We start from the raw sequence: 23,301 nt of genomic DNA, 5'->3' as shown, positions 1-23,301 counted from the left end.
TGCGCCCCCAGCGGCACATACCATGACAGTCATGAGCAAACGCCCTCTCGCCGCCACCGTCGTCCTCCTCAGCGCCGCCGCGGTCGGCGGCTGCGGCGCCCCGGCGGACCAGGAACCGCGGGGCGGGCGGGAGACCGCGGCGTCCGACGACGCCTGGGGCAAGGGCGACTACGAGAAGGCGATGAAGCGCCTCGCCCGCGCCGACCGCGACCGGGACGCCGAACTCGTCGACGACGGCTACGCCTACGGCAAGGACGGCCTCGACCGGACCTTCCGCACACCGGGCGAGCGGCCCTACCGCCTCGACATCGGCTGCGAAGCCCCCGGCACCCGCGAACTCACCCTCCGGATCCGGCGCGGCGCCGCGGCCCAGGAGTGGGCGGTGACCTGCAACGACCAGGAGCCGGACACGTTCAACATCCCCGCCGCCGAGCAGCCGTTCACCGCCACCGTCCGCACCCCCGACAGCATGACCAACGGCCTGATCCACTGGCAGCTGAACACCATCGGCAAGGACGACGTCGAGGACTGCCCCGACGACATCAAGGGCTGCGATGACTGAGCGGCGGCGACCGCGGTACCGCCACAAAAGCCGAGCTGACCGGCCGTTTCCTGCATTACTGTGCGGCCCATGACACTCGACGGCTCACTCACCCACGAGCGCTGTTGCGCCGAACTCCTCGCCGAGACCGCCGCGTTGCGCGCCGCTCTGCGTGAGGGGGACCTGTCGGCCACGGTTCCCACCTGCCCCGACTGGTCCCTGGCCGACCTCGCCCTGCACGTCGGCGGCGCGCACCGCTGGGCGGGCGCCCTGGTCGCCGCCCGCGCCACCGAGAACATCGACCCGGCGGGCATCCCCGGGGCCACAGGGCCGGACGACGTCACTCCTGACACCCTCGACGCCTGGCTCGCCGAAGGCGCCGACCTGGCCGTAAGGGCGCTGCGCGAGGCGGGCCCCGACACCGCGGTGTGGACATGGTCGCCGGTGCACACGGCCGGGTTCTGGGCGCGGCGGATGGTGCACGAGACGGTGATCCACCGCGCCGACGCGGCACTGTCCGCCGGGGTGCCCTTCGAGGTCGGCCCCGAGGTCGCCGCCGACTGCGTGGAGGAATGGCTCCAGCTGTGCGCCCTGCCGGCCGTCGCCGAACGCCTGGCGGCCAAGGGGGAGCCGCCGTTCGGGCCAGGCCGCAGCATCCACCTGCACGCCACCGGTACGCCGCCCGAGCTGAACGCCGAGTGGTTCCTCGACCTGAGCGGCGACCGGCTGGTCCACCGCCGCGGGCACGAAAAGGCCACCGTCGCCCTGCGCGGCCCGCTCACCGAGGTGCTGCGGGTCTTCTACCGCAGGCTGCCTGCCGACAGCGAACTGGTCGATGTCGTGGGCGACCGCGCGCTGCTCGACCAGTGGCTGGAGTACGCCACCTTCGGCTGAGGCTGAGGCTGAGGCGGGGGTCGAGGCGGGGGCCGGTCGCCGGCCGTCAGCTCGTCAGCTCGGCCAGGACCCGCAGGGTGTGCGGGTCCGGGGCCGTGACGAGCAGATCGGTGACCGGCCCCGCGCGCCACAGCTCCAGCCGCTCCGCGATCCGCTCCCGCGGCCCCACCAGCGAGATCTCATCGGCGAACGCGTCCGGCACCGCACGCACCGCCTCCTGCCTGCGGCCCTGGAGGAACAACTCCTGCACCCGCCCGGCCGCCTCGGCGAAGCCCATCCGCGCCATCAGGTCCGCGTGGAAATTCCTCGCCGCGTGCCCCATCCCGCCGATGTAGAAGCCCAGCATCGCCTTGACCGGCAGCAGCCCTTCGGCGACGTCGTCGCAGACCACCGCCCGCGCCATCGGGGCGATGCGGAAGCCGTCAGGCGCGCCCTCAAGCGACGCCCGGTAGACGTCGGTACGCAGCGGCGACCAGTACAGCGGCAGCCAGCCGTCCGCGATCCGGACCGTCTGGGCGATGTTCTTCGGGCCCTCCGCACCCAGCAGGACGGGCAGATCGGGCCGCAGCGGATGGGTGATCGGCTTGAGCGGCTTGCCGAGACCGGTGCCGTCCGCGCCACGGTAGGGCAGCGGATGGAACCGCCCGTCCACCTCCACCGGGCCCTGCCTGCGCAGCACTTGGCGGATCACGTCGACGTACTCACGGGTCGCGGTCAGCGGGCTCTTCGGGAACGGCCGCCCGTACCAGCCCTCGACGACCTGCGGCCCCGACAGGCCGAGGCCGAGCAGCATCCGGCCGCCGGAGAGGTGGTCGAGGGTCAGCGCCTGCATCGCGGTGGCCGTCGGGGTGCGGGCCGCCATCTGCGCGATGCCGGTGCCCAGTTCGATGCGGGAGGTGTGCGCGGCGATCCAGGTGAGCGCGGTGAACGCGTCCGAGCCCCAGGCTTCCGCCGTCCACACCGAGCCGTAGCCGAGGCGCTCCGCCTCACGGGCCAGTTCGAGATGCCGGGGATCGGGGCCGCGCCCCCAGTAGCCGAGTGCCAGACCCAGTCGCATGCCCACCCCTCCCGGATGCCCCGCCGCCCGCGTGCCCGCCGCCCCGGGCCATATCTGACGTACCGTCAGGGGCGGTTGTCGGCGCACTGTACGGCCCGGCGCCCGGCAGCGCAACGGCCCCCCGCCCGAAGGCGGGGGGCCGTGCGGAACACGGTGCGCGCCGGGTCAGCCGCGCTGGATCCCGGTGGTGTCCTGGAGGACACCGCGACGGCCGTCCTGGGTCTGCGCGATCAGGGCCTGGCCGCGCTGCTCCACCGCGAGGTACCAGGTGCCGGGCGCCAGTTCGGCGATCGGCGACGGCGAACCGTCCTCGCCGTACAGCGGACGCGCGACCGGCACGGCGAACCAGAACGCCGCGAAGTCCGCGGGCGCACCGGCCGCCTGGGACGCGCCCTGCGGGCCGCCCGCGGTGGCGTCCACCGGAGGCTGCTGCCCGCCGTAGCTCTGCCCCTGCTGGGGCTGGCCCGGCTGCTGCTGGCCCGGCTGAGGCTGCTGCTGGCCGCCGGGGTAGCCGTAGCCGTGCCCCTGCGGCTGCTGCTGCGCGCCCGGGTAGCCGTAACCGGGCTGCGGGCCGCCGTACGGCGCGGCGGCCTGCGGCTTGGGCGCGCCGATCAGGGCGGCCTTCAGCGCGGGCACCAGCGGGGTGGCGATGGCCCCGCCGGCCAGCGCCAGCGAGGCGAGCAGGCCGAGGATCAGGCCGATCGACGGGCCGCCGCCGTTGACGATCCACCAGAACGCGGTCCAGACCACGAACGCGGACAGCGCGACACCCACCTGGTTCAGCTCCAGGCCGGCGACCTTGGGTGGCTGCGGCAGGGCGCGGGCGAGGACGATCAGGACCGCCGCGACCACACCTGCCAGATACACGCTCATCAGCAGCGGCAGCGCGTCCCAGGCGATCGGGCTGGAGGCGGGCGCCGGGCAGAACTTGCCGACGCAGTCGGACGCGCTCGTCGAGTAGAGAGGCAGGAACGAGGCGATCAACAGCAACACCGCTGCTCCGATCACCACGCCGTCGCCTCGAGTGAGGGAGCGGATGTTCACGTAAAGGTCCTTTGTCGGTTTCGAAGTGCTGGTCGTCGCTGTCACTGGTGTGCGCGGTGCGAGGCACGGCGGTGGCCCACCATCGTAAAGGGGAACCTATCGCCCGGGTGGTCGGGTCGTCCTGCCGGTCGGGAAGCGGTATCGGCACGGTATCGAGAACGCGGCCCGCTTCCGCGTTCATCGCGCCAAGAAGTCCGTAATGCCCTCGGTGATCCCGCGCGCCGCCTTTTGCCGCCATTGCGGATCGGTCAATTGCGCCGCATCCTTCGGGTCGCGCATATTGCCGCACTCGATGAACACCTTCGGCACCTTCGAGAGGTTGAGGCCACCGAGATCGGAACGGACATCGAGTCCCGTTCCGTGGCCGAGGTAATTCGACGGCGCGCTTCCGGTGACCGCGGCGAACCGGCCCGCCAGCCGCTGCCCCAGATCCCTGGAAGGACCGACGATCGCGGAGGTGTCGGCGCCGCCCGCCCTGACCCGCGCCGGAAGGATGACGTGGAAGCCGCGGTTGCCGGCCGCCGAACCGTCCGCGTGCACGGAGACCGCGGCATCGGCGCCCGCCGCGTTGCCCGCCCCGGCCCGCTCGTCCACGCACGGCCCGTACGCCCGGTCCCCGTCCTGCGTGAACACCACCTTCGCGCCCTCCTGGCGGAGCAGGGCGCGGGCCCGGCGGGCGACGTCCAGTGTGAAGGACGCCTCGGCGTAGCCGTCGTCGGTGGACGTGCCGGTGGTGTCGCACTCCTTGCGGGCGTTGCCGACATCCACCTTCCGGGCGATCCGCTCCGGGTGGTCACGGTTGCGCCGATTGTGGCCGGGGTCGATGACGACGACCTTGCCGCGCAAGGCGCCGGGCCCGCCGCCTTGCCCGTCGCTCCCCTTACCGCCCTTACCGCCGTGCGGGTCCGCGCCGGGTGAGGCGCCGTCGGACGGCGTCCCTGACGCTCCCGGCGCGGCCCGCGGCGGCTCGCTCCCGCCGGCCGGGCGCCAGATCAGCCAGCTCGCGACCCCGGCGGCCACCAGGGCCACCAGCGTGACGACGAGGACACCGCGCGGGCGCCGGGGTGCGGGACGAGGGCTGCCGTTGAACACGTCGGCGATGGTAGCCCGCTCAGATGCCGGGCCCGGTGCGTTGCAGTACGTGCAAGGAACGGTGGGCCGACAGTTCGGTGAACGCGCCGGATTCCAGGGCCCTGCGGTAGATCCGGTACGGCGCCTGGCCGCCGTCCGCCGGGTCGGCGAAGACATCGTGGATGACGAGCAGCCCGCCGTCCGCGACGTGCGGCGCCCAGCCCTCGTAGTCGGCGGTGGCGTGCTCGTCGGTGTGCCCGCCGTCGACGAAGACCAGCCCTGCCGGCGCCCGCCAGACCGCCGCCGCCTGCGGCGACCGCCCGACCAGCGCGATCACGTGGTCCTCGAGACCGGCCGCGTGCAGGGTGCGCCGGAAGGCGGGCAGGGTGTCCATCCGCCCCACTTCCGGATCGACGACCTCCGGATCGTGGTACTCCCAGCCCGGCTGCTGCTCCTCGCTGCCCCGGTGATGGTCGACGGTGACCGCGACGACCCCGGCGGCACGGGCGGCATCGGCGAGCAGGATCGTGGAACGCCCGCAGTAGGTGCCGACCTCCACCAGCGGCAGCCCGAGCGCCGCCGCCCGCACCGCGGCGGCGTACAGCGCGAGGCCCTCGTCCACCGGCATGAAGCCCTTGGCCGCCTCGAAGGCGGCGAGGATCTCCGGTCCTGGCCCGGCGCCCGCCGGCTGCTGCTCGGGCGGGGGAGCGGTGGGAGCGGCCATGGGCTTCCTCCTGGTCGTGCGGGTCCGGCGGACCGTGCGGTCCGGTGCGCCGTGCGGTCCGGTGGCTCATCGTGCCGTACGGGGCGGGAGGGGCGAAGTGCGGGTGGTGCGGCGGGAGGTGGGTACGGGGCCGGTGCGTTCGTGGCGGCACCGCACGAAAGGAGGAATCCGGAGTTCGCATTCCGGAGAGCGCGGCCGTTTCCCTGCTCGTCTCTCCGCGAGGTGACACCGTCCGCGATTCTCTCCGTTCCCGTTCTCCTGCCCCGCTATCCGTCTCTCTCCTCCCGTTCCTTCCGCTCCTTCCGGGGCGGGAGGTGCGGAATTCGTGGACGTGAGGTGCGTGACGGCGAGGGCGGGAAGGCCGGTGCGGAAATGCGCGGACGGGACGGAATTCACCGGAGTGTTCTCGCCGTTCGCCACCACGGCGTTTTGACGGAATGCGTCCGGCAGCGGATTCCCGTCGGCGGGCATGCGCGCTCAGGGACGGCACGGCCCCGCGGCACGGCCCCACGGCGGCGAAGCCCCGCCCCGCGCCCCGTCTCCCCGCACCCCGCCTCTCCGGCCCCGCCCTCCACCCGCCCGCTGACCTTCCGTCATATTGAAACGTGTTCTACTCTGCGCGCCATGGGCATCGGAATCACGCAAGAGCAACGCGACTTGGCCGAGGCGGCGCGCGGCTGGGTCGCGAGGACCGTGCCACCCGAAGAGGTGCGCAAGCTGCTCGACACCTCGCCGCCGCACCGCGGCAGGCCCGCCCACTGGGACGCGCTCGCCACCCAGGGACTGCTGGGGCTGCACCTGCCCGAGGCCATGGGCGGGGGCGGCGGCACCCTTCTCGACCTGGCCGTCGTCCTGGAGGAACTGGGCGCCGCCGCGTTCCCCGGCCCGTACCTGCCCAGTGCGCTGGCCGCCGAACTGCTGCGCCGCGGCGGCCGGCGCGACCTCGTGACGGACCTGGCGGGCGGCGCCCTGATCGGCGCCGTCGCGCTCGGCGCCGGCTCGCTCACCGCCGTCGCCACGGCCGACGGCTACGTCATCGACGGCACCGCGCCCCCCGTCCTGGCGGGCGGCGACGCGGACCTGATCGTGCTGGCCGCCGAGCCACGGCCGGCGGAAGCGGCGGCCGAGCCCCGGCCACCGGAGACGGGCCCGGACAGCGGCGAGCTGCGGGCGCCCGGCACCGTCTGGCTCGCCGTCGACGCGACCGCGCTGTCCGTACGCGTCCAGGAGAGCGCCGACCCGACCCGGCACACCGCCGAGGTGCGTGCCGACGGCGTGCCGGTGCCCGCTGACCGGGTGCTCGCCGTCGACGGCGAGCTGGTCCTCGACCTGGCCGGGGTGCTGTTCGCCGCCGAGAGCTGCGGTGCGGCCGGGCACAGCCTGCGGACCGCCGCCCGGCACGCCGCCGTACGCGAGCAGTTCGGCCGCCCCATCGGCCAGTTCCAGGCCGTCAAACACCTCTGCGCCGACATGCTGGTCCGCTGTGAACAGGCCCGCGCGCTGGTCTGGGACGCCGCCCAGGCGCTCGACGCCGACCCCGGCGTCCGCGGTCTGGTCGGCGCGCTGGCCACCGCCACCGCCCTGGACGCCGCCTTCAGCTGCGCCAAGGACACCCTCCAGGTCCTCGGCGGCATCGGCTTCACCTGGGAACACGACGCGCACCTCTACCTCCGGCGGGCCACCGTCGCCCGCCAGCTGCTCGGCGGCGGCGACAGCCACCGGATACGGGCCGCCCGGCACGGTGCCGACGGCGCCCGCCGCACCCTGCGCCTCGAACTCCCCGCCGAAGCCGCCGCACACCGCGCCCGCGCCCGTACCGTCATCGACGGCGTACGCGGCCTCGACCCGGCAGCCGCCCGCCGCGCGCTGGCCCCCACCGGCTACGCGGCCCCGCACCTCCCCGAGCCCTACGGACTGGGCGCCGGCCCCGTCCAACAGCTCGCCGTCCAGCAGGAGTTGGCCGCCGCCGGCGTCAAGGTCGGCGGACTGGGCATCGCCACCTGGGTGGTCCCCTCGCTCCTCGCGCACGGCACCGACGCGCAGCGCGAGCGCTACCTGCCCGCCACGCTCCGCGGCGACCTGCTCTGGTGCCAGCTGTTCTCCGAACCGGAAGCGGGCTCCGACCTGGCCTCGCTGCGCACCCGGGCGGAGCGCACCGAGGACGGCTGGCGGGTCAACGGCCAGAAGGTGTGGACATCGGCCGCCCAGTGGGCGGGGTACGGCATCCTGCTCGCCCGGACGAACCCGGACGCACCCAAACACCGGGGCCTGACGTTCTTCGTCGTCGACATGAAGAGCCCCGGCATCGACATCAGGCCGCTGACGGAGATCACCGGCGACGCGCTGTTCAACGAGGTGTACTTCGACGACGTGCTGCTGCCCGCCGACGCGGTGGTCGGCGAGGTCGACAACGGCTGGAAGGTCGCCCGCACCACGCTCGGCAACGAACGGGTGCACATGGCCGACCAGATGACGTTCGACACCGGCCTCCAGACGCTCATCGACCGTGCGGCCGGGCTCGACGCCACCGTCAGGGCGCGGGTGGGCGCCCTGGCGGCCGAGGCACACGCGCTGGGCTGCATCGCCCTGCGCACCACCCTCCAGCAGGTCGCCGGCCAGGAACCGGGCGCCGGCGCCAGCATCCGCAAGCTCGTCCAGACCGCACACCAGCAGAAGACCGCCGAACTCGCGCTGGAACTCCTCGGCCCGGATGGCGCGGTGCGCGAGGGCGCGGGCGACCGGGCCCTGCACGGCTTCCTGATGTCGCGCTGCCTGACCATCGCGGGCGGCACCACACAGGTACAGCTCAACGTCGTCGCCGAACGGCTGCTCGGCCTGCCGCGCGACCCGGAGCCCCGCCCCTGATCTGACGGCTGGGCCACAACCGACCGGTGACTCCCCAGGAGGACACGCATGACTGGCAAGGCGTACATCGTCGGCGTCGGGATGACGAAGTTCGAGAAGCCCGAGAGCCGCGACTGGCAGTACTGGGACATGGCGAAGGAGGCGGGCGGCAAGGCGCTCGCGGACGCCGGGATCGGCTACGAGACGGTCGAGCAGGTGCCGGTCGGCTACTGCAACCAGGCATCGACGGCAGGCCAGCGCGCCGCCTACGAACTGGGCCTGACCGGCGCCCCCGTCTACAACGTCAACAACAACTGCGCGACCGGCGCCACCGCGCTCATGATGGCGCGCCAGTTCGTCGAGGCGGGTGTCAACGACTGCGTCCTGGCGCTCGGCTTCGAGAAGATGCAGCGCGGCGCGCTCGGCGGCGGCGCGGACAGCAAGGACTTCGCGACGTCCCCGGTCGCCCGGCACTACGGCCTGATGGCGCAGACGCACGGCTTCGAGATGACCCCGCCCACCGCGCAGATCTTCGGCAACGCCGCACGCGAGCACATGGACCGCTACGGCACCACGGTGGAGCAGCTCGCCGCGGTCGGCGCCAAGAACCACCGGCACTCGGCGCACAACCCCAACGCCCAGTTCCAGGACGTCTACACGGTCGGCGAGATCCTCGAATCCAGGACCGTCCACCGGCCGCTGACCAAACTCCAGTGCTCCCCGACATCGGACGGCTCGGCCGCCGCCGTCGTCGCGTCCGAGCGGTTCGTGCGCGCGCACGGCCTCCAGGAACAGGCGGTGGAGATCGCCGGGCAGGCCATGACGACCGACACCGAGGAGAGCTTCGCCTCCGGATCCTGCATCGACGTCGTCGGCAAGCCGGTCTCCCGCGCCGCGGCTCGCCTGGCGTACGAGGCGAGCGGTCTCGGCATCGAGGATGTGGACGTCATCGAACTGCACGACTGCTTTTCGGTCAACGAGCTGCTGACGTATGAGGCGCTGGGGATGTGCGGGGACGGAGAGTCGGGGAAGCTGGCCGCCGACGGCGCCACGACGTACGGCGGGCGCTGGGTCGTCAACCCGTCGGGCGGCCTGATCTCCAAGGGTCACCCGCTCGGTGCCACCGGCCTCGCGCAGGCCGCGGAACTGGTCTGGCAGCTGCGCGGCACGGCGGGGGAGCGGCAGGTCGCAGGGGCCAGGACCGGACTCGCGCACAACATCGGCCTGGGCGGCGCCGCGGTGGTGACCTTGCTCCGCAAGTGAGCCCGGAGGGGCGGGAGTTGGCGTCCGAGCACCCGGATCCGCCGGTGCGGCGGGGCCCGCGGCGTCCGCCGGAAGTCCTAGGTCCCGGGCGGGGCGACGGATGCCCCGATATCCCGATGCGGCGCCCGGAGGCCCGGTGCGAATATGGGCCGCATGCCCCCGATAGTCGCTCCCGCTCTCCTGTCCGCACCACCGCGCCGTTCGGCGGCACCCGCCTGGATCGTGACGCTGCTGGTCTGCGCGGGCCAGTTCCTCGTCGTCCTCGACGTCTCCGTCGTCAACGTGGCGCTGCCCGCGGTACGGACCGGACTCGGCCTGAGCGAGCTGGGCCTGCAATGGATCGTCAACGCCTACCTGATCACCTTCGCCGGTTTCATGCTGCTGGGCGGCCGGGTCGCCGACATCTTCGGGCGCAAGCGGATATTCGTCGTCGGTCTGGCGCTGTTCACCCTCGCGAGCCTGGCCGGCGGCCTCGCGCAGGAACCCTGGCAGCTGATCGCGGCCCGCACGATCCAGGGCGTCGGAGCGGCAGTGCTCTCCCCGGCCACCCTCACCATCCTCACCACCTCCTTCCCCACCGGCCCCGCCCGCACCCGCGCCATCGCCACCTGGACGGCGGTCGGCGCCGGCGGCGGCGCGGTGGGCGGCCTGGTCGGCGGCGTGCTCACGCAGTACCTGTCGTGGCGCTGGGTGCTGCTGATCAACGTCCCCATCGGGGCGCTGGTGCTGGCCGGCGCGGTGCTCTGGCTCACCGAGAGCCGACGGGATACGGGCCGGCGGCTGGACGTACCGGGCGCGGTGCTGGCGACCGGCGGGCTCGGCCTCGTCGCGTTCGGCATCGTGCAGACCGAGACGGCCGGCTGGGGCTCGGCCGACGCGCTGCTTCCGCTGGTCGCCGGACTCCTCGTGATCGCCGCATTCGTGGCCGTCGAGGCACGCGCCAAGGCGCCGCTGATGCCGCTCGGCCTGTTCCGGCTGCGGACGGTCTCATCGGCCAACGCCGCGATGGTACTGTCCGGCGCCGCCATGTTCTCGATGTGGTACTTCCTCTCCCTCTACATGCAGAACGTGCTGTCCTACACGCCGCTGCAGGCCGGCATCTCCTTCATCCCGCACTCGCTGAGCATCGTCATCGGCTCGAAGATCGCACCGCGGCTGATGAACCGCACGGGCGCCAAGACCCTCGCCCTCACCGGCGCGCTGATCTCCGCGTGCGGCATGGCCTGGCAGGGCGCGATGGGCGCCGACGGCACCTACCTCGGCACGCTCCTGGGCCCCGGCATCCTGATGGCGCTCGGCGCCGGGCTGGCCGCCACCCCGACCGCCGCCATCGCCACATCCGGTGCCGCCCCCGGCGACCAGGGCCTGGTCTCAGGACTGGTCAACACCTCACGCCAGATGGGCGGCGCCCTGGGACTCTCCATCCTGTCCACCGTCGCCGCCGCCCGCGCGCTGACCGGCCACGGCGCCGAGGCCCTGGCGAGCGGCTACGGCCTGGCGTTCCACGTCGGCGCGCTGATCCTGCTGGCCGCCATCGCGCTGATGGCCGTCGCCCTGCCCGGGCGCCGGGCGGGCGCGGCCCACGGGTGAGCCGGGCCCACGCCCGGCGCTTGTGGCTACAGCCAGCCGTTGCGCCGGGCCGCCCGCACCGCCTCCATGCGGTTACGGGTACCGGTCTTGCCGATCGCCGCTGACAGGTAGTTGCGGACCGTCGCCTGCGACAGGTGCACCCGGCCCGCGATATCGGCGACGGTCGCCCCGTCCACAGCAGCGGTGAGCACATCCCGCTCGCGCGGCGTCAGCGGATTGGGCCCGGCACTCAACGCCGCGGCGGCCAGCGCCGGATCGATCACCCGCTCCCCGGCCAGCACCCGCCGGATCGCCGCCGCCAGCTCCTCCACCGGCCCGTCCTTCACCAGAAACCCCGAAGCCCCGGCCTCCATCGCCCGCCGCAGATACCCCGGCCGCCCGAACGTCGTCACGATCAGGACCTTGCAGGACGGCAACCGCTCCCGCAGCTCGGCCGCCGCGTCGAGCCCGCTGCGCCCCGGCAGTTCGATGTCGAGCAACGCCACGTCCGGCCGGGTCTCCAACGCGGTCCCGACGATCTGATCCCCCGCCGCGACCTGCGCGACGACCTCCATATCCGCTTCCAGCCCGAGCAGCAGCGCCAGCGCACCGCGCATCATCCCCTGGTCCTCGGCGAGGAGAACTTTCACGGGGCTCATGGGGGGCTCGTCGGGCACGTCAGTCATGGGATCAGGGTAGCCAGCGACCGGTCCGAGCCGGCCCCCGTCGCCTCGCCGCCTTTGCGATCCCCTGACGAACCGGAAGGCAACGCCCTCCCGGGACGTACCGTCTCATCGGTCGAGAGTGTGCCGATCAACGGGCAATTCCGGTAGTTGGCACGGCAGTTGAATACCCCGATGAAAGGGACGGAACATGATGCTCGACACGAAGAGGCGTTCCCTGCGCATGGCCACCGTCGGCGCGATGGGAGCAGCCGTGGTCGCCCTGGCCGCGGCTCCCGCTTTCGCCAAGGGCGGCATCGACCTCACCGTCACACCGCGCACCGTGACCGTCGGTCAGACCGTCAAGGTGGCGGCGAGCGGCAACGATGACGCGGCGGCGTACCTGCGTACCTGCATCCAGCAGCGCACCGGCAGTCATGGCGCGTGGCACGCCGTCACCTGCGGCAAGCTGAGCGCCGCCTATGGCGACGCGAAGGTCAACACGTCCGTGAAGGCGGCGCATCGCGGCGCCCTCCAGCTCCGCGCCGTGCTGTACGGGTCCGACACTCCGCAGGCCAAGCACCCGGTCGTGGAGCGGACCTCGCCCGTCAAGACGGTCACCGTTCGCTGACACGTGGTACGCAGTGGGCCCGCCGCGTCCGTCACACGCGGCGGGCCCCGGCAATGGGGAAGCACACCCGGGCCGTTCCCGCCGGTTGCGAACACCCGTACATTTTGATCTGGATCCGCTCGGAGGGTCCACCGTGAGGTATCACGCCGAATTCGCGGGTATTTGCCTCCATCGCGGAATATCCGCTCACCACGCCGGGCGCGCCCAAGTGCTGGCCACCGCCGTCGATTTCCTGGTCATCAACGACGACTGAATTCAGTGATAGCGGGTCGGCTGCCTTACGGAGCGCGTCACCGGTGCCCGGTTCGCCGGCCGGTGGTGCGCCGTGTGCTGTGGGGGCGGGGTGGGGGCGGGCGGGGAAGCTTGTCTCCCGTCACTGTCGCGGCAAGCGTGAGGTGGAAATGAAGCGAGCCAGGTTCTTATGGATGCCGGTCATCGTGGCACTCACCGCCGGTACGGGTTATTCGGCCCCAACGTGACACTCCAGCCCGGACAGGGGGCGGGTCAGGTCCCCACCGGGGGTGGCGGTGGTACCGGCACCACGGGAAATCTCCACTTCGACTTCTCTTATGCTTCCGGCGGGTCATGGATCATCCGTGGCAAGAATGTCGGAAACGCCGCTGAAGACCTGAGGGCTTTCGCGGTCTGCACGGCGGGTGTTGCCGCCTAGGGATCAGGGCCGGATCGCGTCACAGTCGTACCGTTCGCTCCGTACGGGTCCGGACCGGGTCCGTACGGAGCGTCGTGTCGTCGTGCCGTGCAGAGTGTCGCGTCGTCGTGCGGCGCCGGTCTCGTCCCGCGCCTCAACCCGAAAAGGGTTGGACGCCGTCCTCCGGGCCCTCGTACGCTGCGGTCATGTCCAGCCCCGAGGCGTCAAGACGCTAGCCACCGCGTCCGGTGGCCCCTGCCCGCCTCAGCCGCAGCGTTCTGCCCTGCGCGGGTGCCGGGCTGTGTTCCCCGCCTCCGCCACCGGAGCGCCGTAGTACGGGAGTTGTGGTCCGTGCCGGTGCCGATGTGCCTTTCCGGCACCGCCTGCCCCTCCCGCGGTGGTTGCGTGTCCTGCCGCTCACGGTGACGAACTGCCCGATGTGCCCGGCCTGTTGCGGTCCGGGTGCCGGGGTTCCGGCGGGGCGCTGCCCGGCGCCGTGACCACCGCTGCCAGTCGATCCCTTTCCGGTCGATCCACGTTGTGGTTGCGGAGTTCCCTGTCATGCCCTTTGTCATCCCTTTGTTGTCCCTCGCCGTCTTCGCCATGGGGACGTCGGAGTTCATGCTGTCCGGCCTGGTGCCGGACATCGCCCATGACCTCCGGGTCTCCGTACCGGCGGCGGGGTCGCTGACCGCCGCGTTCGCGGTGGGAATGATCATCGGCGCGCCGTTGATGGCGGCCATCGGCCGCCGCCGGCCCCGGCGCCGCGCGCTGTTCGCCTTCCTCGTCACGTTCCTGCTCGCGCACGTCGTCGCCGCCGTCACCACCAGCTACCCGGTGCTGCTCGCCACCCGGATCGTCGCCGCGCTGGCCAACGCCGGGTTCCTGGCCGTGGCGCTGGTGGCGGCGACCGCGATGGTGGCGGCCGACGCCAAGGGCAGGGCCACCTCCGCCCTGCTCGGCGGTGTCACCCTGGCCTGCGTCGCCGGGGTGCCGGCCGGTGCTCTGCTCGGCCAGCACTGGGGCTGGCGGGCGGCGTTCTGGGCGGTGGCCGCCCTCTCCGTGCCGGCCCTGATCGCCCTGCGGTCGGTGCCTGCCGGTGGCCCGGACGCCGCCGCACCGGCGCTGCGCGGTGAGCTGCGGGCGCTCGGTGCCCCGCGGCTGCGGGTGACCCTGCTGCTGGGCGCCCTGGTGAACGGCGCGACGTTCTGCTCCTTCACCTACCTCGCGCCGCTGGTCACCACCGTCACCGGATACGGCGCGGGCGGGGTGCCGGTGATGCTGGCGCTGTTCGGCGCGGGGTCCTTCGTCGGTGTCCGGGTGAGCGGGCGGTTCGCCGATGTGCGTCCGGTGCACTTGCTGGTGGCGGGCGGCGCGGCGCTGCTCGCCGGCTGGCTGCTCCTCGCGCTGACGGCCGGCAGCCCGGTGGTTGCGCCGGTCCTGGTCTTCGTCCAGGGCGCCCTCTCGTTCGGTGTCGGCTCCACCCTGATCTCGCAGGCCCTCTACGCGGCGGCCGGGGCGCCGACCCTGGCCGGCGGCTTCGCCACCGCCGCCTTCAACGTCGGTGGCGCGCTGGGTCCTTGGTGCGGCGGCCTGGCCATCGGCGCGGGCCTCGGCTACCGCTCGCCGCTGGGGGTGAGCGCCGCGTTGGTGGCGCTCGCGCTGCTGGTCGCGGCGGTGGCGGGCGGCGTACGGCGCCGGGTGGCTGTGGCGGACTGAAACCCGTACGGGGGCACCGGGTGGCTGTGGAGGGCTGAACCGTACGGGGGCACCGGGCGGCCGTGGCGGGCTTGAACCCCGTGGGTGCTGGGCGCGCCCCCGCGCGCACCCGCCGTCGCCAGGGGCGCCGGCCGTGCCCCCTCACACCCCGGCCGCCCCTCGTCACGCCTCCGCCGCCTCGCCCATCTCGCCCTCCTCCACCGGAAGTTCGGCGATCAGGCGGAAGCCGCGGCGGCCGTCAGGGCCGGCCTCCAGGGTGCCGCCGGCCGCGGCCAGGCGCTCGGCGAGGCCCTTCAGGCCGCTGCCGCCGTACGGTCCTGGCGTCCCCGCCGGGCCGCGCCCGTCGTCGGTGACGGTCAGGCGTGCCCGGTCCGCGTCGCCCCGCACCTCGATCTCGCAGCGGGTGGCGCCGCTGTGCCGCACGGTGTTGGTGACGCCTTCGCGTACCACCCAGCCGAGGAGCGCACCGGTCTGCGGGGGCAGCGGCGGGCCTGACTGCCGTACGACGGGGTCGATGCCGGCGGCCTCCAGCATCGAGCGGGCGCGGTCGAGTTCGGTGGTCAGGCTGCCCTCGCGGTAGCCGCTGACCGCCTCGCGGATCTCGGTCAGCGCCTGCCGGCCCACCGCCTCGATGTCGGTGACCTGGACGAGCGCGGCGTCCAGGTCGCGCGGCGCCAGCCTGCGGACCGCCTCCGCCTTGACCACCACCACGGACAGGGTGTGGCCCAGCAGGTCGTGCAGGTCGCGGGAGAACCGCAGCCGCTCCTTCTCCACGGCGCTGTGGGCCAGTTCCTGGCGGGTGGCGTCCAGTTCGCGGATGGTGTCGAAGAGGCTGAGTACCGTCGCCGTCACCATGCCGGACAGGAAGGTGCCGTAGCCGATGCCGAAGGAGTCGCCCGGGTCGCCGCCGTGCCAGCCGGTCAGGTATCCGGCCGAGCCGCTGAGCGTCACCAGCCACAGGGCCAGTTTCCTGCCGCGCAGCTTCCGTACGGTGCCGGACGCCAGGGACAGCAGCGGGAAGAACAGGAACCAGTTGCCGCCGAAGCCGAGGGCGATGGCGTAGGTGACCGCGGTCAGCGCGCCGAGCGCGTAGAGCGGGTAACGGGAGTCGCGCAGCCGCGGGTTGAAGGAGAAGAAGACGACGCTGATGTAGAGGGAGTTGAAGGCGAGCAGCCCGGCGCCGGCCAGCCAGGGGTTGCCCGACCTGCCCTGGATGATGTTGGAGAAGGCGCCAAGACCCATCAGCAGCCAGGGCAGGAAGGTGTATCTGCCCGGCCCCTTGGACCGGACGGCGTCCCCTGCCGCCGTGGCTCCGGCCGGGTCCGGCGACCAGGAGCGGCAGGACCATTCGCCGCCACCGGACCGGCCGCCGGCCGTGCGCCGTCGTTTCGTGTTCCGCACTGTGATTCCCCAGGTCGGGTCCGTGCCGCGGGTGGCGGCTCCGGAACGGTCATATCACCCGTGTCGATCTGCGGTAGGCGTGGACCGCGTAGCCGCCGAAGAGCGCGAGCCACGCCAGCATGACCGCCACCGTCGTCAGGCTCGGCGCGGTGCCCGCGGTGACGCTCCGGCCGAGGTCCGCGAAGCGGTTGGCGGGTGTCCAGACGGACAGCGAGCGCAGCGGGCCGGGGAACGCGTCGGCCGGGAACCACAGGCCGCCGACGATGGCGAGCAGCATCAGGCACCCGGTGTTGACAAGGCCGGTGGCCTGGGAGGACAGCCGGTAGCCGTTGCCGAGCCCGAGCAGGGTGAAGGGCGCGGTGCCGGCCCACAGCAGCGCGAGCAGCGCGGCCCACTGCCACAGCGGCAGCCGTACGCCGTTGACCAGCGCGCCCGCCAGCAGGACCGCGCCGACGGCGGGCAGCACGGTCACCGAGCCGGTCAGCCCGCGGCCCACCACCACCCGCACCGGGCCGAGCGGGGTGACCCGCAACTGCCGCAGCCAGCCCAGGCTCTTGTCCTCCGCGACGCCGGTGCCGGTGCCGATGGCCGCGCCGAGGCCGCCGTACGCGGCCATCCCGACCATCGCGGAGACCTTCCACTCCATCGAGGCGCCGCCCGCACCGGTACCGAGGCGGGTGAACAGCAGGTACATCAGGACCGGCATGCCGATGCCGAAGACGAGGAAGCCCTTGTCGCGCAGCGTGCGGCGGACTTCCAGGCGGACGTAGCCGAACATCACACGGCCTCCTTCGCGCCGGGCTCCGGGGCGGAGGTGAGCGTGAGGAAGGCGTCCTCCAGGGACGCGGGCGCGACCTCCAGGCGGCGTACGAGGCCGAGCCCGGCGAGCGCGACGACCGTCGCGTCGGGGTCGGTGCTGCGCAGCCGTGCGCGGTCGCCGCGGATCTCGACGGAGCCGACGCCTGGCAGGCGGGACAGCGGGCCGGTCGGCGCGCCCGCGAGATCGAAGGCGACCAGGGCGCCGCCGCCCCGCCGCTTGATGGCGTCGCCGCTGCCGTCGGCGACCACCCGGCCGCGGTCGAGCACCACGATCCGGTCGGCGTGCGCGTCCGCCTCCTCCAGGTAGTGGGTGGAGAACAGCAGGGTGTGGCCGCGCCGCGCGTACGCCCGCATGGCGCGCCAGAACGCCCGGCGGGCCTCGACGTCCAGCGCGGCGGTCGGCTCGTCGAGCACCAGCAGCGCGGGGTTGCCCGCCAGCGCCACCGCGAAGCGGACCCGCTGGGCCTGGCCGCCGGAGAGCCGGTCGATGCGGCGGCCGGCGAACCCGCCGAGCCCGGCCAGCTCCAGGGCCTCGTCGACGTCCATCGGCGCGGGGTACGCCGACGCGACGAAGGTGAGCAGCTCGCGGACGGTGACCCGGGGTATCGGCTTGCCGTCCTGGAGCATCGCCCCGACCCTGCCCGCGCGTACCGCGGCCTCCGGGGCGGTGCCGAACAGCCGGACGGTGCCGGTGTCCGGCGGCAGCAGGCCGAGCAGCAGGTTGATCGTGGTGGACTTGCCCGCGCCGTTGCGGCCGAGCAGCGCCACCGTCTCACCGGCCGCTATGCGCAGGTCGATGCCCGCCACCGCCCGTACCGCGCCGTGGTTCCGGGTGACACCGGAGAACTCCACCGCGGCATCGGCGCCGTCGTCCGCCGCCCCCTGTGGTCCGGGCAACTGCCGCGTGACCGTCCTGCCTGTGGTCGTCATGTCAGGGAGACTACGGAGCGTGTCCGGGAAAGGGACAGTGGCGGATGTGGGTGATGTCCCCTGACAAATGTCACAGGGTGGCCCCGCGACGCTGTATCTGACGACGCGTCAGGGGTCTTCCGGGTGCCGGGCCGATCGGCTATACATGAGAGCCATCGGCTAGAACGCGTTCTAGAAGTGCGTCCCGGCGCACCCCGGAAGCGGCCCGGCCGAGACCGGTACGACCCCGGCCCCGCCGACGGTGCGGACGGCGGGCCGGGGTCTTCACAGCGTGGTGAAGGAGCAACAGCCCCATGCCCATCGACGCCGCCAAGGCCACCTCCGCCGAGCCGCGGACCTGCGAACTCGCCTGGGACCACAAGGACGTCCAGCTCTACCACCTCGGCATCGGCGCCGGCGCCGCCACCCCGGAGAAGGCGCACCCCGCCACCGACCCCGACGAACTGCGCTACACCCTGGAGAGCGCGCTGCACGTCCTGCCCAGCTTCGCCACCGTCGCAGGCGGAGGCATGGCGGTGGCCGGCGGTCTTTCCGCCCCCGGCATCGACGTCGACCTCGCGGCCGTCCTGCACGGCGGCCAGACCGTCACCGTGCACCGGCCCCTCCCGGTACGCGGTCGCGCCACCCAGACCTCCACCGTCCCCGCCGTCCACGACAAGACCAAGGCCGCCGTCATCGTGCTGCGCTCCGAAGTCGCCGACGACGACGGGCCGTTGTGGACCTGCGACACCCAGATCTTCGTCCGCGGCGAGGGCGGCTTCGGCGGCGAGCGCGGCCCGTCCGCCCGCATCGACCTGCCCGACCGCGCCCCCGACCTGAGATGCGAACGGCACATCCGCGAGGACCAGGCGCTGCTCTACCGCCTCTCCGGCGACTGGAACCCGCTGCACGCCGACCCCGGGTTCGCCAAGCTCGCCGGCTTCGACCGGCCGATCCTGCACGGCCTGTGCAGCTACGGAGTCACCCTCAAGGCCGTCGTCGACACCGCGCTCGGCGGCGACGTCTCCCGGGTACGCGCCTACACCACCCGGTTCGCCGGGGTCGTCTTCCCCGGCGAGACGCTGCGCCTGCGCATCTGGCGCGAGGCACCGGAACCCGGCCGCATCCAGGTCGCGGTCACCGCAGCGGACCGCGACGACGCCCCGGTGCTCGCCGACACCGTCATCGAGCACAGCTGACCCACCGGGCTCCTCCCGGGGCCCGCCCCCGCACCGCCCTACCTACGTAAGGAGCCGCACCGTGCGCGCAGCCGTACAGCACGAGACAGGGCAGGACACGCTCGAAGTCCTCGACGACGTCGAAGCGGTGGGGTTCGGCCCCGGCAAGGTCAGGATGCGGGTCCGGGCGACCGGCCTGTGCCACTCCGACCTGTCCGCGATGAACGGGGTGCTGCCGCAGCCGGCGCCGTTCGTCCCCGGGCACGAGGGTGCCGGCGAGATCATCGACGTCGGCGACGGCGTCACAGGACTGGCGCAGGGCGACCGCGTCCTGATGTGCTGGCTGCCCGCCTGCGGCAGCTGTCCCTCCTGCAAGCGCGGCCAGACCCACCTGTGCCTGGCCGGCTTCATGAACGCCGGGACACCCAACTTCCGGCGCGCCGAAGGGGACGTCTTCGGTTTCGCCGGGACCGGCACCTTCGCCGAAGAGGTCGTGGTCGCCGCCGACTGCGCGGTGCCCATCCCGGACGACGTGCCGTACGAGATCGCCGCCCTCATCGGCTGCGGCGTCACCACCGGCATCGGCGCCGCGGTCAACACCGCGAAGGTGGAGGCGGGTTCGTCGGTCGCCGTCATCGGCTGCGGCGGCGTCGGCATCTCCGTCATCCAGGGCGCGCGGGCCTGCGGCGCCGCCCGGATCGTCGCCGTCGACCCGGTGGCCGCCCGCCGCGAGGCCGCCCTGCGGTTCGGCGCCACCGACGCCGTCGAACCCGACGGACTCGCCGACGCCAAGGCCAAGATCACCTCGGGGGAGGGCTTCGACTACGTCTTCGAGGTGGTCGGCAAGTCCGCCACCGCCCGCACCGCGTACGAGACGACCCGGCGCGGCGGCACCCTGTGCGTGGTCGGCGCGGGCGCGATGGACGACACCTTCCAGGTCAACATGTTCGAGCTGTTCTTCGATGAGAAGCGGATCCTGCCGTCGCTCTACGGCGGCGGCGACGTCCTGCGGTCCTACGAGCGGGCCATCGCCCTGTGGCGGGCCGGCCGGATCGACCTCGAAGGGCTCATCACCCACCGCGTCCCGCTCGCCGACATCAACGACGCCCTCGACCAGATGCGCACCGGCACCTCCCTGCGCACCTGCATCGAGATCTGACACCCGGCACCGGGGCCCGGCCTTCGCACCGCCGGCCGGCCGCCCGTACCGCACTCCGAAAGGAACGGCATTGACTGGCATGGCACTGCCCCTGGACGGCCTGACCGCCGTCGTCACCGGCGCCGGCCGCGGCCTGGGCCGCGCCGAGGCCCTGGAACTGGCCCGCCTCGGCGCGGCCGTCGTCGTCAACGACTTCGGCGCGCCGGGCCGTGACGGCTCGGGCGACGCGTCCGCGGCCCCCGCCGAGCGGACCGCGGCCGAGATCACCGCGGCCGGCGGCCGGGCCGTCGCCCACACCGGCGACGTGGCCGACCACGAACAGGCACGTGAACTGGTCGAGTTGGCCATCAGCAGCTACGGAAAACTCGACATCCTGGTCAACAACGCGGGCATCCTGCGCGACCGGATGATCTTCTCGATGACCGAGGACGAGTGGGACTCGGTCATCCGCGTCCACCTCAAGGGCCACTTCAACACCACCCACTTCGCCGCCGCCCACTGGCGCGCCCGCTCCAAGGCGGCCGGCGGGCCGGTCCACGGCCGGATCGTCAACACCTCGTCCGAGGCGTTCCTGGCAGGCGCGGCGGGCCAGCCCAACTACGCGGCGGCCAAGGGCGGCATCGTCGGCCTGACCACCTCCACGGCCCTGGCGCTCGCCAAGTACGGCGTCACCGCCAACGCCATCTGCCCGCGCGCCCGCACCCGGATGACCGAGGACGTCTTCGCCGGCTTCGCCGAGCCGGGCGAAGGACAGCTCGACCCGCTGGCACCCGAGCACGTCGCACCGCTCGTCGGCTACCTGGCCTCACCCGCCGCCGCCGGCGTCAACGGCCAGCTCCTGGTGGTGCACGGCGGCATGGTCGCGGTCGCCGAACGCCCCCGGATCGCCGCCAAGTTCGACAGCGCGAAGGACGCCTTCAGCTACGCGGAACTCGACGGGCTGCTGACGCCGTACTACGCCGACCGCCCGCCGAACGAGACCTTCGGCGCCGCCGAGGTGCTGGGCCTCAAACGCGGCTGACGGCGCGGGAAAACCGACGGCCCCCGCCGCCTTCGGATGAAGGCGGCGGGGGCCGTGGAGGGGCTCTGCGGTGACCCCTAGGCGTTCTGGGGCTGCTTGTCGCGGCGGTGGCGGCCGTTGGCGGCCTCTTTGGCCTCCTCCGTCGCTGCCGGGCCGCGGTGCCTCCCGGAGCCGGTGGCCTCGGCGGCCTGGGCGGAACCCTCCGGGGTTCGCGCCTCGGTCGTGTCGGTTCGGGCTTCGGACATGAAAAGAGTCACTCCGTCAGTTCGCTTACGGCTGTACGCGTCGGGACCGCCGCGGCGTCACCGTCGGTGGCCGGGTCAACCGGCTGCGTAGGGCGTGTCCGTTGGGGCGCCGTGGCGTCGCGGCACCCCAACGGACACGCCCTGGCCCCCGTCAAATTCTAACGGGGCGGGTGATCACGCTCCACCGGGCCTCCCCGGCCGCCAGCGGCGCCTGTTGCAACGGAACCGGCCTGCACGAAGAGGGATGCGCGGACGCCGCGAACGGTTCCCGCGCCGGGCTGTCCGGTTGTGAGGATGCTGTGGAGTCGTTGTCAGGATCCGGGGGAGCAGGGGTGATCTCCGTGCCGAACCGGGCGACCCCGCCGAAGGTCCGCAGGGGGTGCATGTCGTGTATGCCGGATGCGTCATCCGGTGCCCGCAGGCTGTGCAGACCCTGCATGTTCCGTACGTTCCGCAGGTGTTGCACGTGCTGCAGGTTCCGCAGCCTCCCGGTGTCGCGGGCTGCGGCGCGGGCCCCGGGCGGCACGTCGGCCGGCGGCTCGGGCGGCGTACCGGGCCGCGGGGGTGCGGGCGGGGGCGCCGCGGGCAGGGGCGCGCCGGACGGCGCGGGTCGCGTCCTGGCGGCCATCGGCAGCGGCTCTGAGCTGCGGACCCAGCGCCCGCGGGCCGGCTCCAGCGGCACGGCCATCCTGGCCACTCCGCAGGGCACCGCGTCCGTGACGTACGGCAGCAGCAGTTGGCCGCCGGGTGTCCAGCGGCCGGCGCCGGACAGCCACCCCTCGGGCGCCGGCAGCCGCCGCAGCCGCTTCCCCGCGGGCCGCCAGACGCCGAGCGTGCCGCCCTGCGCCGCGTCGAGCCGGAAGGCCACCGCGCAGCGCTCGGGGGTGAGCATCTGCCCCGGCTGCACGGCGAACGGCAGCGGCGCGGGGCCCGCGGCGTGCAGGGACTCGGGGAAGCGCACCGGACGCGAGCTGCCCAGTACCCCCCAGCCCAGCCGGTCCTGGCCCGGCGCGTCGGACCGCACGATCAGCAGTCCGCTGTCCGGATCGGCAAGCAGCAGCCGGTCGTTGCTGTCCTCGGTGATCGCCAGCAGCAGAGTCGTTTCGCCACCGCGCTCCAGGTTGATGGCGACCGTTTTCGTCCGGCCGTCCAGCTCCTGGTCGACGGCGAGCAGCCCGCCGTAGTGGTCGAGCCAGACGCCGCCCGTGCAGCGCCCCGGCACCTCGGCCAGGTGCTCGGGGCCGCGGCGGCCACCGTGCACCAGCCACAGCGACGTCGATTCATCGCCGGGGGTCAGCGCGTAGCCGTGCCGGCCGCCGGGTGCCGGCGGCAGCAGGGTCAGCTCGGGCACCTCGATGGTGCCGAGCGGGAGTTCACCGGTCCCCGGTCCTGTCGGGTACAGCAAGGAGAGGGCGAACCGCTCGGCGATCCGCCGCCGGATCAGCACCCGGCCGTCGGCCAGCGGCAGCAGCTCGCTGTCCGGCTCCTCCGGCTGATTGCCGGGCAGCGGCACGGCGTAGGGCTCCGGGCCGTTCATCGTCCAGCGCTCCGGATACCAGTTGCCTGCCGCGTCGTCGTGACGTGCGAGCCGTGCGGCGTACGAGCCGTCGGCGGCGATCGTCAGCGCCGCGCGGTGCGGGCTTCCGAGCGCCGTCACGTCCTCCATGACACAGACCGTCATCGGATGGTCACCTCCAGTCAGGAACCGAAGGTAGTTTTCGCACTTCCAGTCGATCAACGCGTGGTGCGGCACTTCACGCATAAGGATGGCAATAGTCCGATTCGCCGGTACTGGTGGGGGCGGCTGTGCTGGGTGTTTCACGCGTGCGTAAAGTTAGGTCTGCCTAAGTTGTGCACAGTGTGTGCTGTAGGTGCGGTTCCGCCCCCGCGCGGCCCCGCCC

The 23,301-nt window shown here is 73.2% G+C and carries 20 protein-coding genes; 10 read left to right on the top strand and 10 right to left on the bottom strand.

Annotated elements, in window-relative coordinates:
- Window positions 1-31: 31 nt before the first annotated feature.
- Together ACGFNI_RS02445 and ACGFNI_RS02440 are read left to right on the top strand one after the other, a co-directional pair.
- Window positions 32-562 (top strand): hypothetical protein, encoded by a 531-nt coding sequence (locus tag ACGFNI_RS02445; RefSeq protein ID WP_393679829.1) that lies wholly within the window; start codon window positions 32-34, stop codon window positions 560-562.
- 69 nt (window positions 563-631) lie between these two features.
- A complete protein-coding gene (locus ACGFNI_RS02440) occupies window positions 632-1,435 on the top strand; it encodes a maleylpyruvate isomerase family mycothiol-dependent enzyme (protein ID WP_393679827.1) in 804 nt (267 codons plus the stop codon).
- A 46-nt stretch (window positions 1,436-1,481) separates the two neighbouring features.
- Here ACGFNI_RS02440 and ACGFNI_RS02435 read toward each other — a convergent pair whose 3' ends face one another.
- The 4 genes from ACGFNI_RS02435 to ACGFNI_RS02420 all read right to left on the bottom strand — a co-directional run bounded on the left by ACGFNI_RS02435 (window position 1,482) and on the right by ACGFNI_RS02420 (window position 5,331).
- Window positions 1,482-2,492, bottom strand: coding sequence for an LLM class F420-dependent oxidoreductase (locus ACGFNI_RS02435; RefSeq protein ID WP_393679826.1), 1,011 nt, complete (start codon window positions 2,490-2,492; stop codon window positions 1,482-1,484).
- A gap of 165 nt (window positions 2,493-2,657) precedes the next feature.
- Window positions 2,658-3,536, bottom strand: a complete 879-nt coding sequence (locus ACGFNI_RS02430) for a hypothetical protein (protein ID WP_393679824.1) — start codon at window positions 3,534-3,536, stop codon at window positions 2,658-2,660.
- A 177-nt stretch (window positions 3,537-3,713) separates the two neighbouring features.
- Window positions 3,714-4,628: an N-acetylmuramoyl-L-alanine amidase gene (locus tag ACGFNI_RS02425; protein WP_393679823.1), complete on the bottom strand. Its 915-nt coding sequence runs from the start codon at window positions 4,626-4,628 to the stop codon at window positions 3,714-3,716.
- A gap of 19 nt (window positions 4,629-4,647) precedes the next feature.
- Complete coding sequence (locus tag ACGFNI_RS02420) at window positions 4,648-5,331, bottom strand: class I SAM-dependent methyltransferase (RefSeq protein WP_393679821.1); 684 nt, start codon at window positions 5,329-5,331, stop codon at window positions 4,648-4,650.
- A 624-nt stretch (window positions 5,332-5,955) separates the two neighbouring features.
- On the opposite strand from ACGFNI_RS02420, the gene ACGFNI_RS02415 reads away from it, so the two are divergent.
- The 3 genes from ACGFNI_RS02415 to ACGFNI_RS02405 all read left to right on the top strand — a co-directional run bounded on the left by ACGFNI_RS02415 (window position 5,956) and on the right by ACGFNI_RS02405 (window position 11,028).
- The gene (locus ACGFNI_RS02415) at window positions 5,956-8,196 is read left to right on the top strand and encodes an acyl-CoA dehydrogenase (protein WP_393679819.1); all 2,241 of its coding nucleotides are present in this window, start codon (window positions 5,956-5,958) and stop codon (window positions 8,194-8,196) included.
- Window positions 8,197-8,244: 48 nt separating this feature from the next.
- Window positions 8,245-9,438, top strand: a complete 1,194-nt coding sequence (locus tag ACGFNI_RS02410) for a lipid-transfer protein (protein ID WP_393679818.1) — start codon at window positions 8,245-8,247, stop codon at window positions 9,436-9,438.
- 144 nt (window positions 9,439-9,582) lie between these two features.
- Window positions 9,583-11,028 carry an MFS transporter gene (locus ACGFNI_RS02405; RefSeq protein ID WP_393679816.1) on the top strand — a complete coding sequence of 482 codons (1,446 nt, stop codon included), beginning with the start codon at window positions 9,583-9,585 and terminating at the stop codon, window positions 11,026-11,028.
- Window positions 11,029-11,054: 26 nt separating this feature from the next.
- Here ACGFNI_RS02405 and ACGFNI_RS02400 read toward each other — a convergent pair whose 3' ends face one another.
- Window positions 11,055-11,693, bottom strand: a complete 639-nt coding sequence (locus ACGFNI_RS02400; protein ID WP_393679815.1) for a response regulator — start codon at window positions 11,691-11,693, stop codon at window positions 11,055-11,057.
- Window positions 11,694-11,880: 187 nt separating this feature from the next.
- On the opposite strand from ACGFNI_RS02400, the gene ACGFNI_RS02395 reads away from it, so the two are divergent.
- Together ACGFNI_RS02395 and ACGFNI_RS02390 are read left to right on the top strand one after the other, a co-directional pair.
- Window positions 11,881-12,300: a hypothetical protein gene (locus tag ACGFNI_RS02395; protein WP_393679814.1), complete on the top strand. Its 420-nt coding sequence runs from the start codon at window positions 11,881-11,883 to the stop codon at window positions 12,298-12,300.
- A gap of 1,210 nt (window positions 12,301-13,510) precedes the next feature.
- On the top strand, window positions 13,511-14,668 hold the full coding sequence (locus ACGFNI_RS02390; protein ID WP_393679812.1) for a Cmx/CmrA family chloramphenicol efflux MFS transporter: 1,158 nt from the start codon (window positions 13,511-13,513) through the stop codon (window positions 14,666-14,668).
- Between the two features lie 162 nt (window positions 14,669-14,830).
- Here ACGFNI_RS02390 and ACGFNI_RS02385 read toward each other — a convergent pair whose 3' ends face one another.
- From ACGFNI_RS02385 to ACGFNI_RS02375, 3 genes are read right to left on the bottom strand one after another with little or no spacing between them, the layout of a single operon-like run.
- Window positions 14,831-16,069 carry a sensor histidine kinase gene (locus ACGFNI_RS02385; protein WP_393679811.1) on the bottom strand — a complete coding sequence of 413 codons (1,239 nt, stop codon included), beginning with the start codon at window positions 16,067-16,069 and terminating at the stop codon, window positions 14,831-14,833.
- 49 nt (window positions 16,070-16,118) lie between these two features.
- On the bottom strand, window positions 16,119-16,847 hold the full coding sequence (locus ACGFNI_RS02380) for an ABC transporter permease (RefSeq protein ID WP_393679809.1): 729 nt from the start codon (window positions 16,845-16,847) through the stop codon (window positions 16,119-16,121).
- Window positions 16,847-17,818: an ATP-binding cassette domain-containing protein gene (locus ACGFNI_RS02375; protein ID WP_393679808.1), complete on the bottom strand. Its 972-nt coding sequence runs from the start codon at window positions 17,816-17,818 to the stop codon at window positions 16,847-16,849. The genes ACGFNI_RS02380 and ACGFNI_RS02375 overlap by 1 nt, the downstream gene beginning before the upstream one ends.
- Before the next feature lie 293 nt (window positions 17,819-18,111).
- On the opposite strand from ACGFNI_RS02375, the gene ACGFNI_RS02370 reads away from it, so the two are divergent.
- The 3 genes from ACGFNI_RS02370 (at window position 18,112) to ACGFNI_RS02360 (ending at window position 21,155) form a co-directional block, all read left to right on the top strand.
- Window positions 18,112-18,996: a MaoC/PaaZ C-terminal domain-containing protein gene (locus tag ACGFNI_RS02370; protein WP_393679807.1), complete on the top strand. Its 885-nt coding sequence runs from the start codon at window positions 18,112-18,114 to the stop codon at window positions 18,994-18,996.
- Between the two features lie 61 nt (window positions 18,997-19,057).
- Window positions 19,058-20,134 carry a Zn-dependent alcohol dehydrogenase gene (locus tag ACGFNI_RS02365; RefSeq protein WP_393679805.1) on the top strand — a complete coding sequence of 359 codons (1,077 nt, stop codon included), beginning with the start codon at window positions 19,058-19,060 and terminating at the stop codon, window positions 20,132-20,134.
- A 79-nt stretch (window positions 20,135-20,213) separates the two neighbouring features.
- Window positions 20,214-21,155: a 3-oxoacyl-ACP reductase gene (locus tag ACGFNI_RS02360; RefSeq protein ID WP_393679803.1), complete on the top strand. Its 942-nt coding sequence runs from the start codon at window positions 20,214-20,216 to the stop codon at window positions 21,153-21,155.
- 77 nt (window positions 21,156-21,232) lie between these two features.
- Here ACGFNI_RS02360 and ACGFNI_RS02355 read toward each other — a convergent pair whose 3' ends face one another.
- Both ACGFNI_RS02355 and ACGFNI_RS02350 read right to left on the bottom strand, forming a co-directional pair.
- Window positions 21,233-21,400: a hypothetical protein gene (locus ACGFNI_RS02355; RefSeq protein ID WP_393679802.1), complete on the bottom strand. Its 168-nt coding sequence runs from the start codon at window positions 21,398-21,400 to the stop codon at window positions 21,233-21,235.
- Window positions 21,401-21,551: 151 nt separating this feature from the next.
- Entirely contained in the window at window positions 21,552-23,081 is a 1,530-nt protein-coding gene (locus tag ACGFNI_RS02350; protein ID WP_393679800.1) for a hypothetical protein, read from the bottom strand.
- Window positions 23,082-23,301 lie beyond the last annotated feature (220 nt).

Source organism: Streptomyces sp. NPDC048644 (genome assembly GCF_043199105.1).
Classification (GTDB): domain Bacteria; phylum Actinomycetota; class Actinomycetes; order Streptomycetales; family Streptomycetaceae; genus Streptomyces.
The sequence above is the reverse complement of the archived record's forward strand: the minus strand, read 5'-3'. Positions and strand labels throughout refer to the sequence as shown.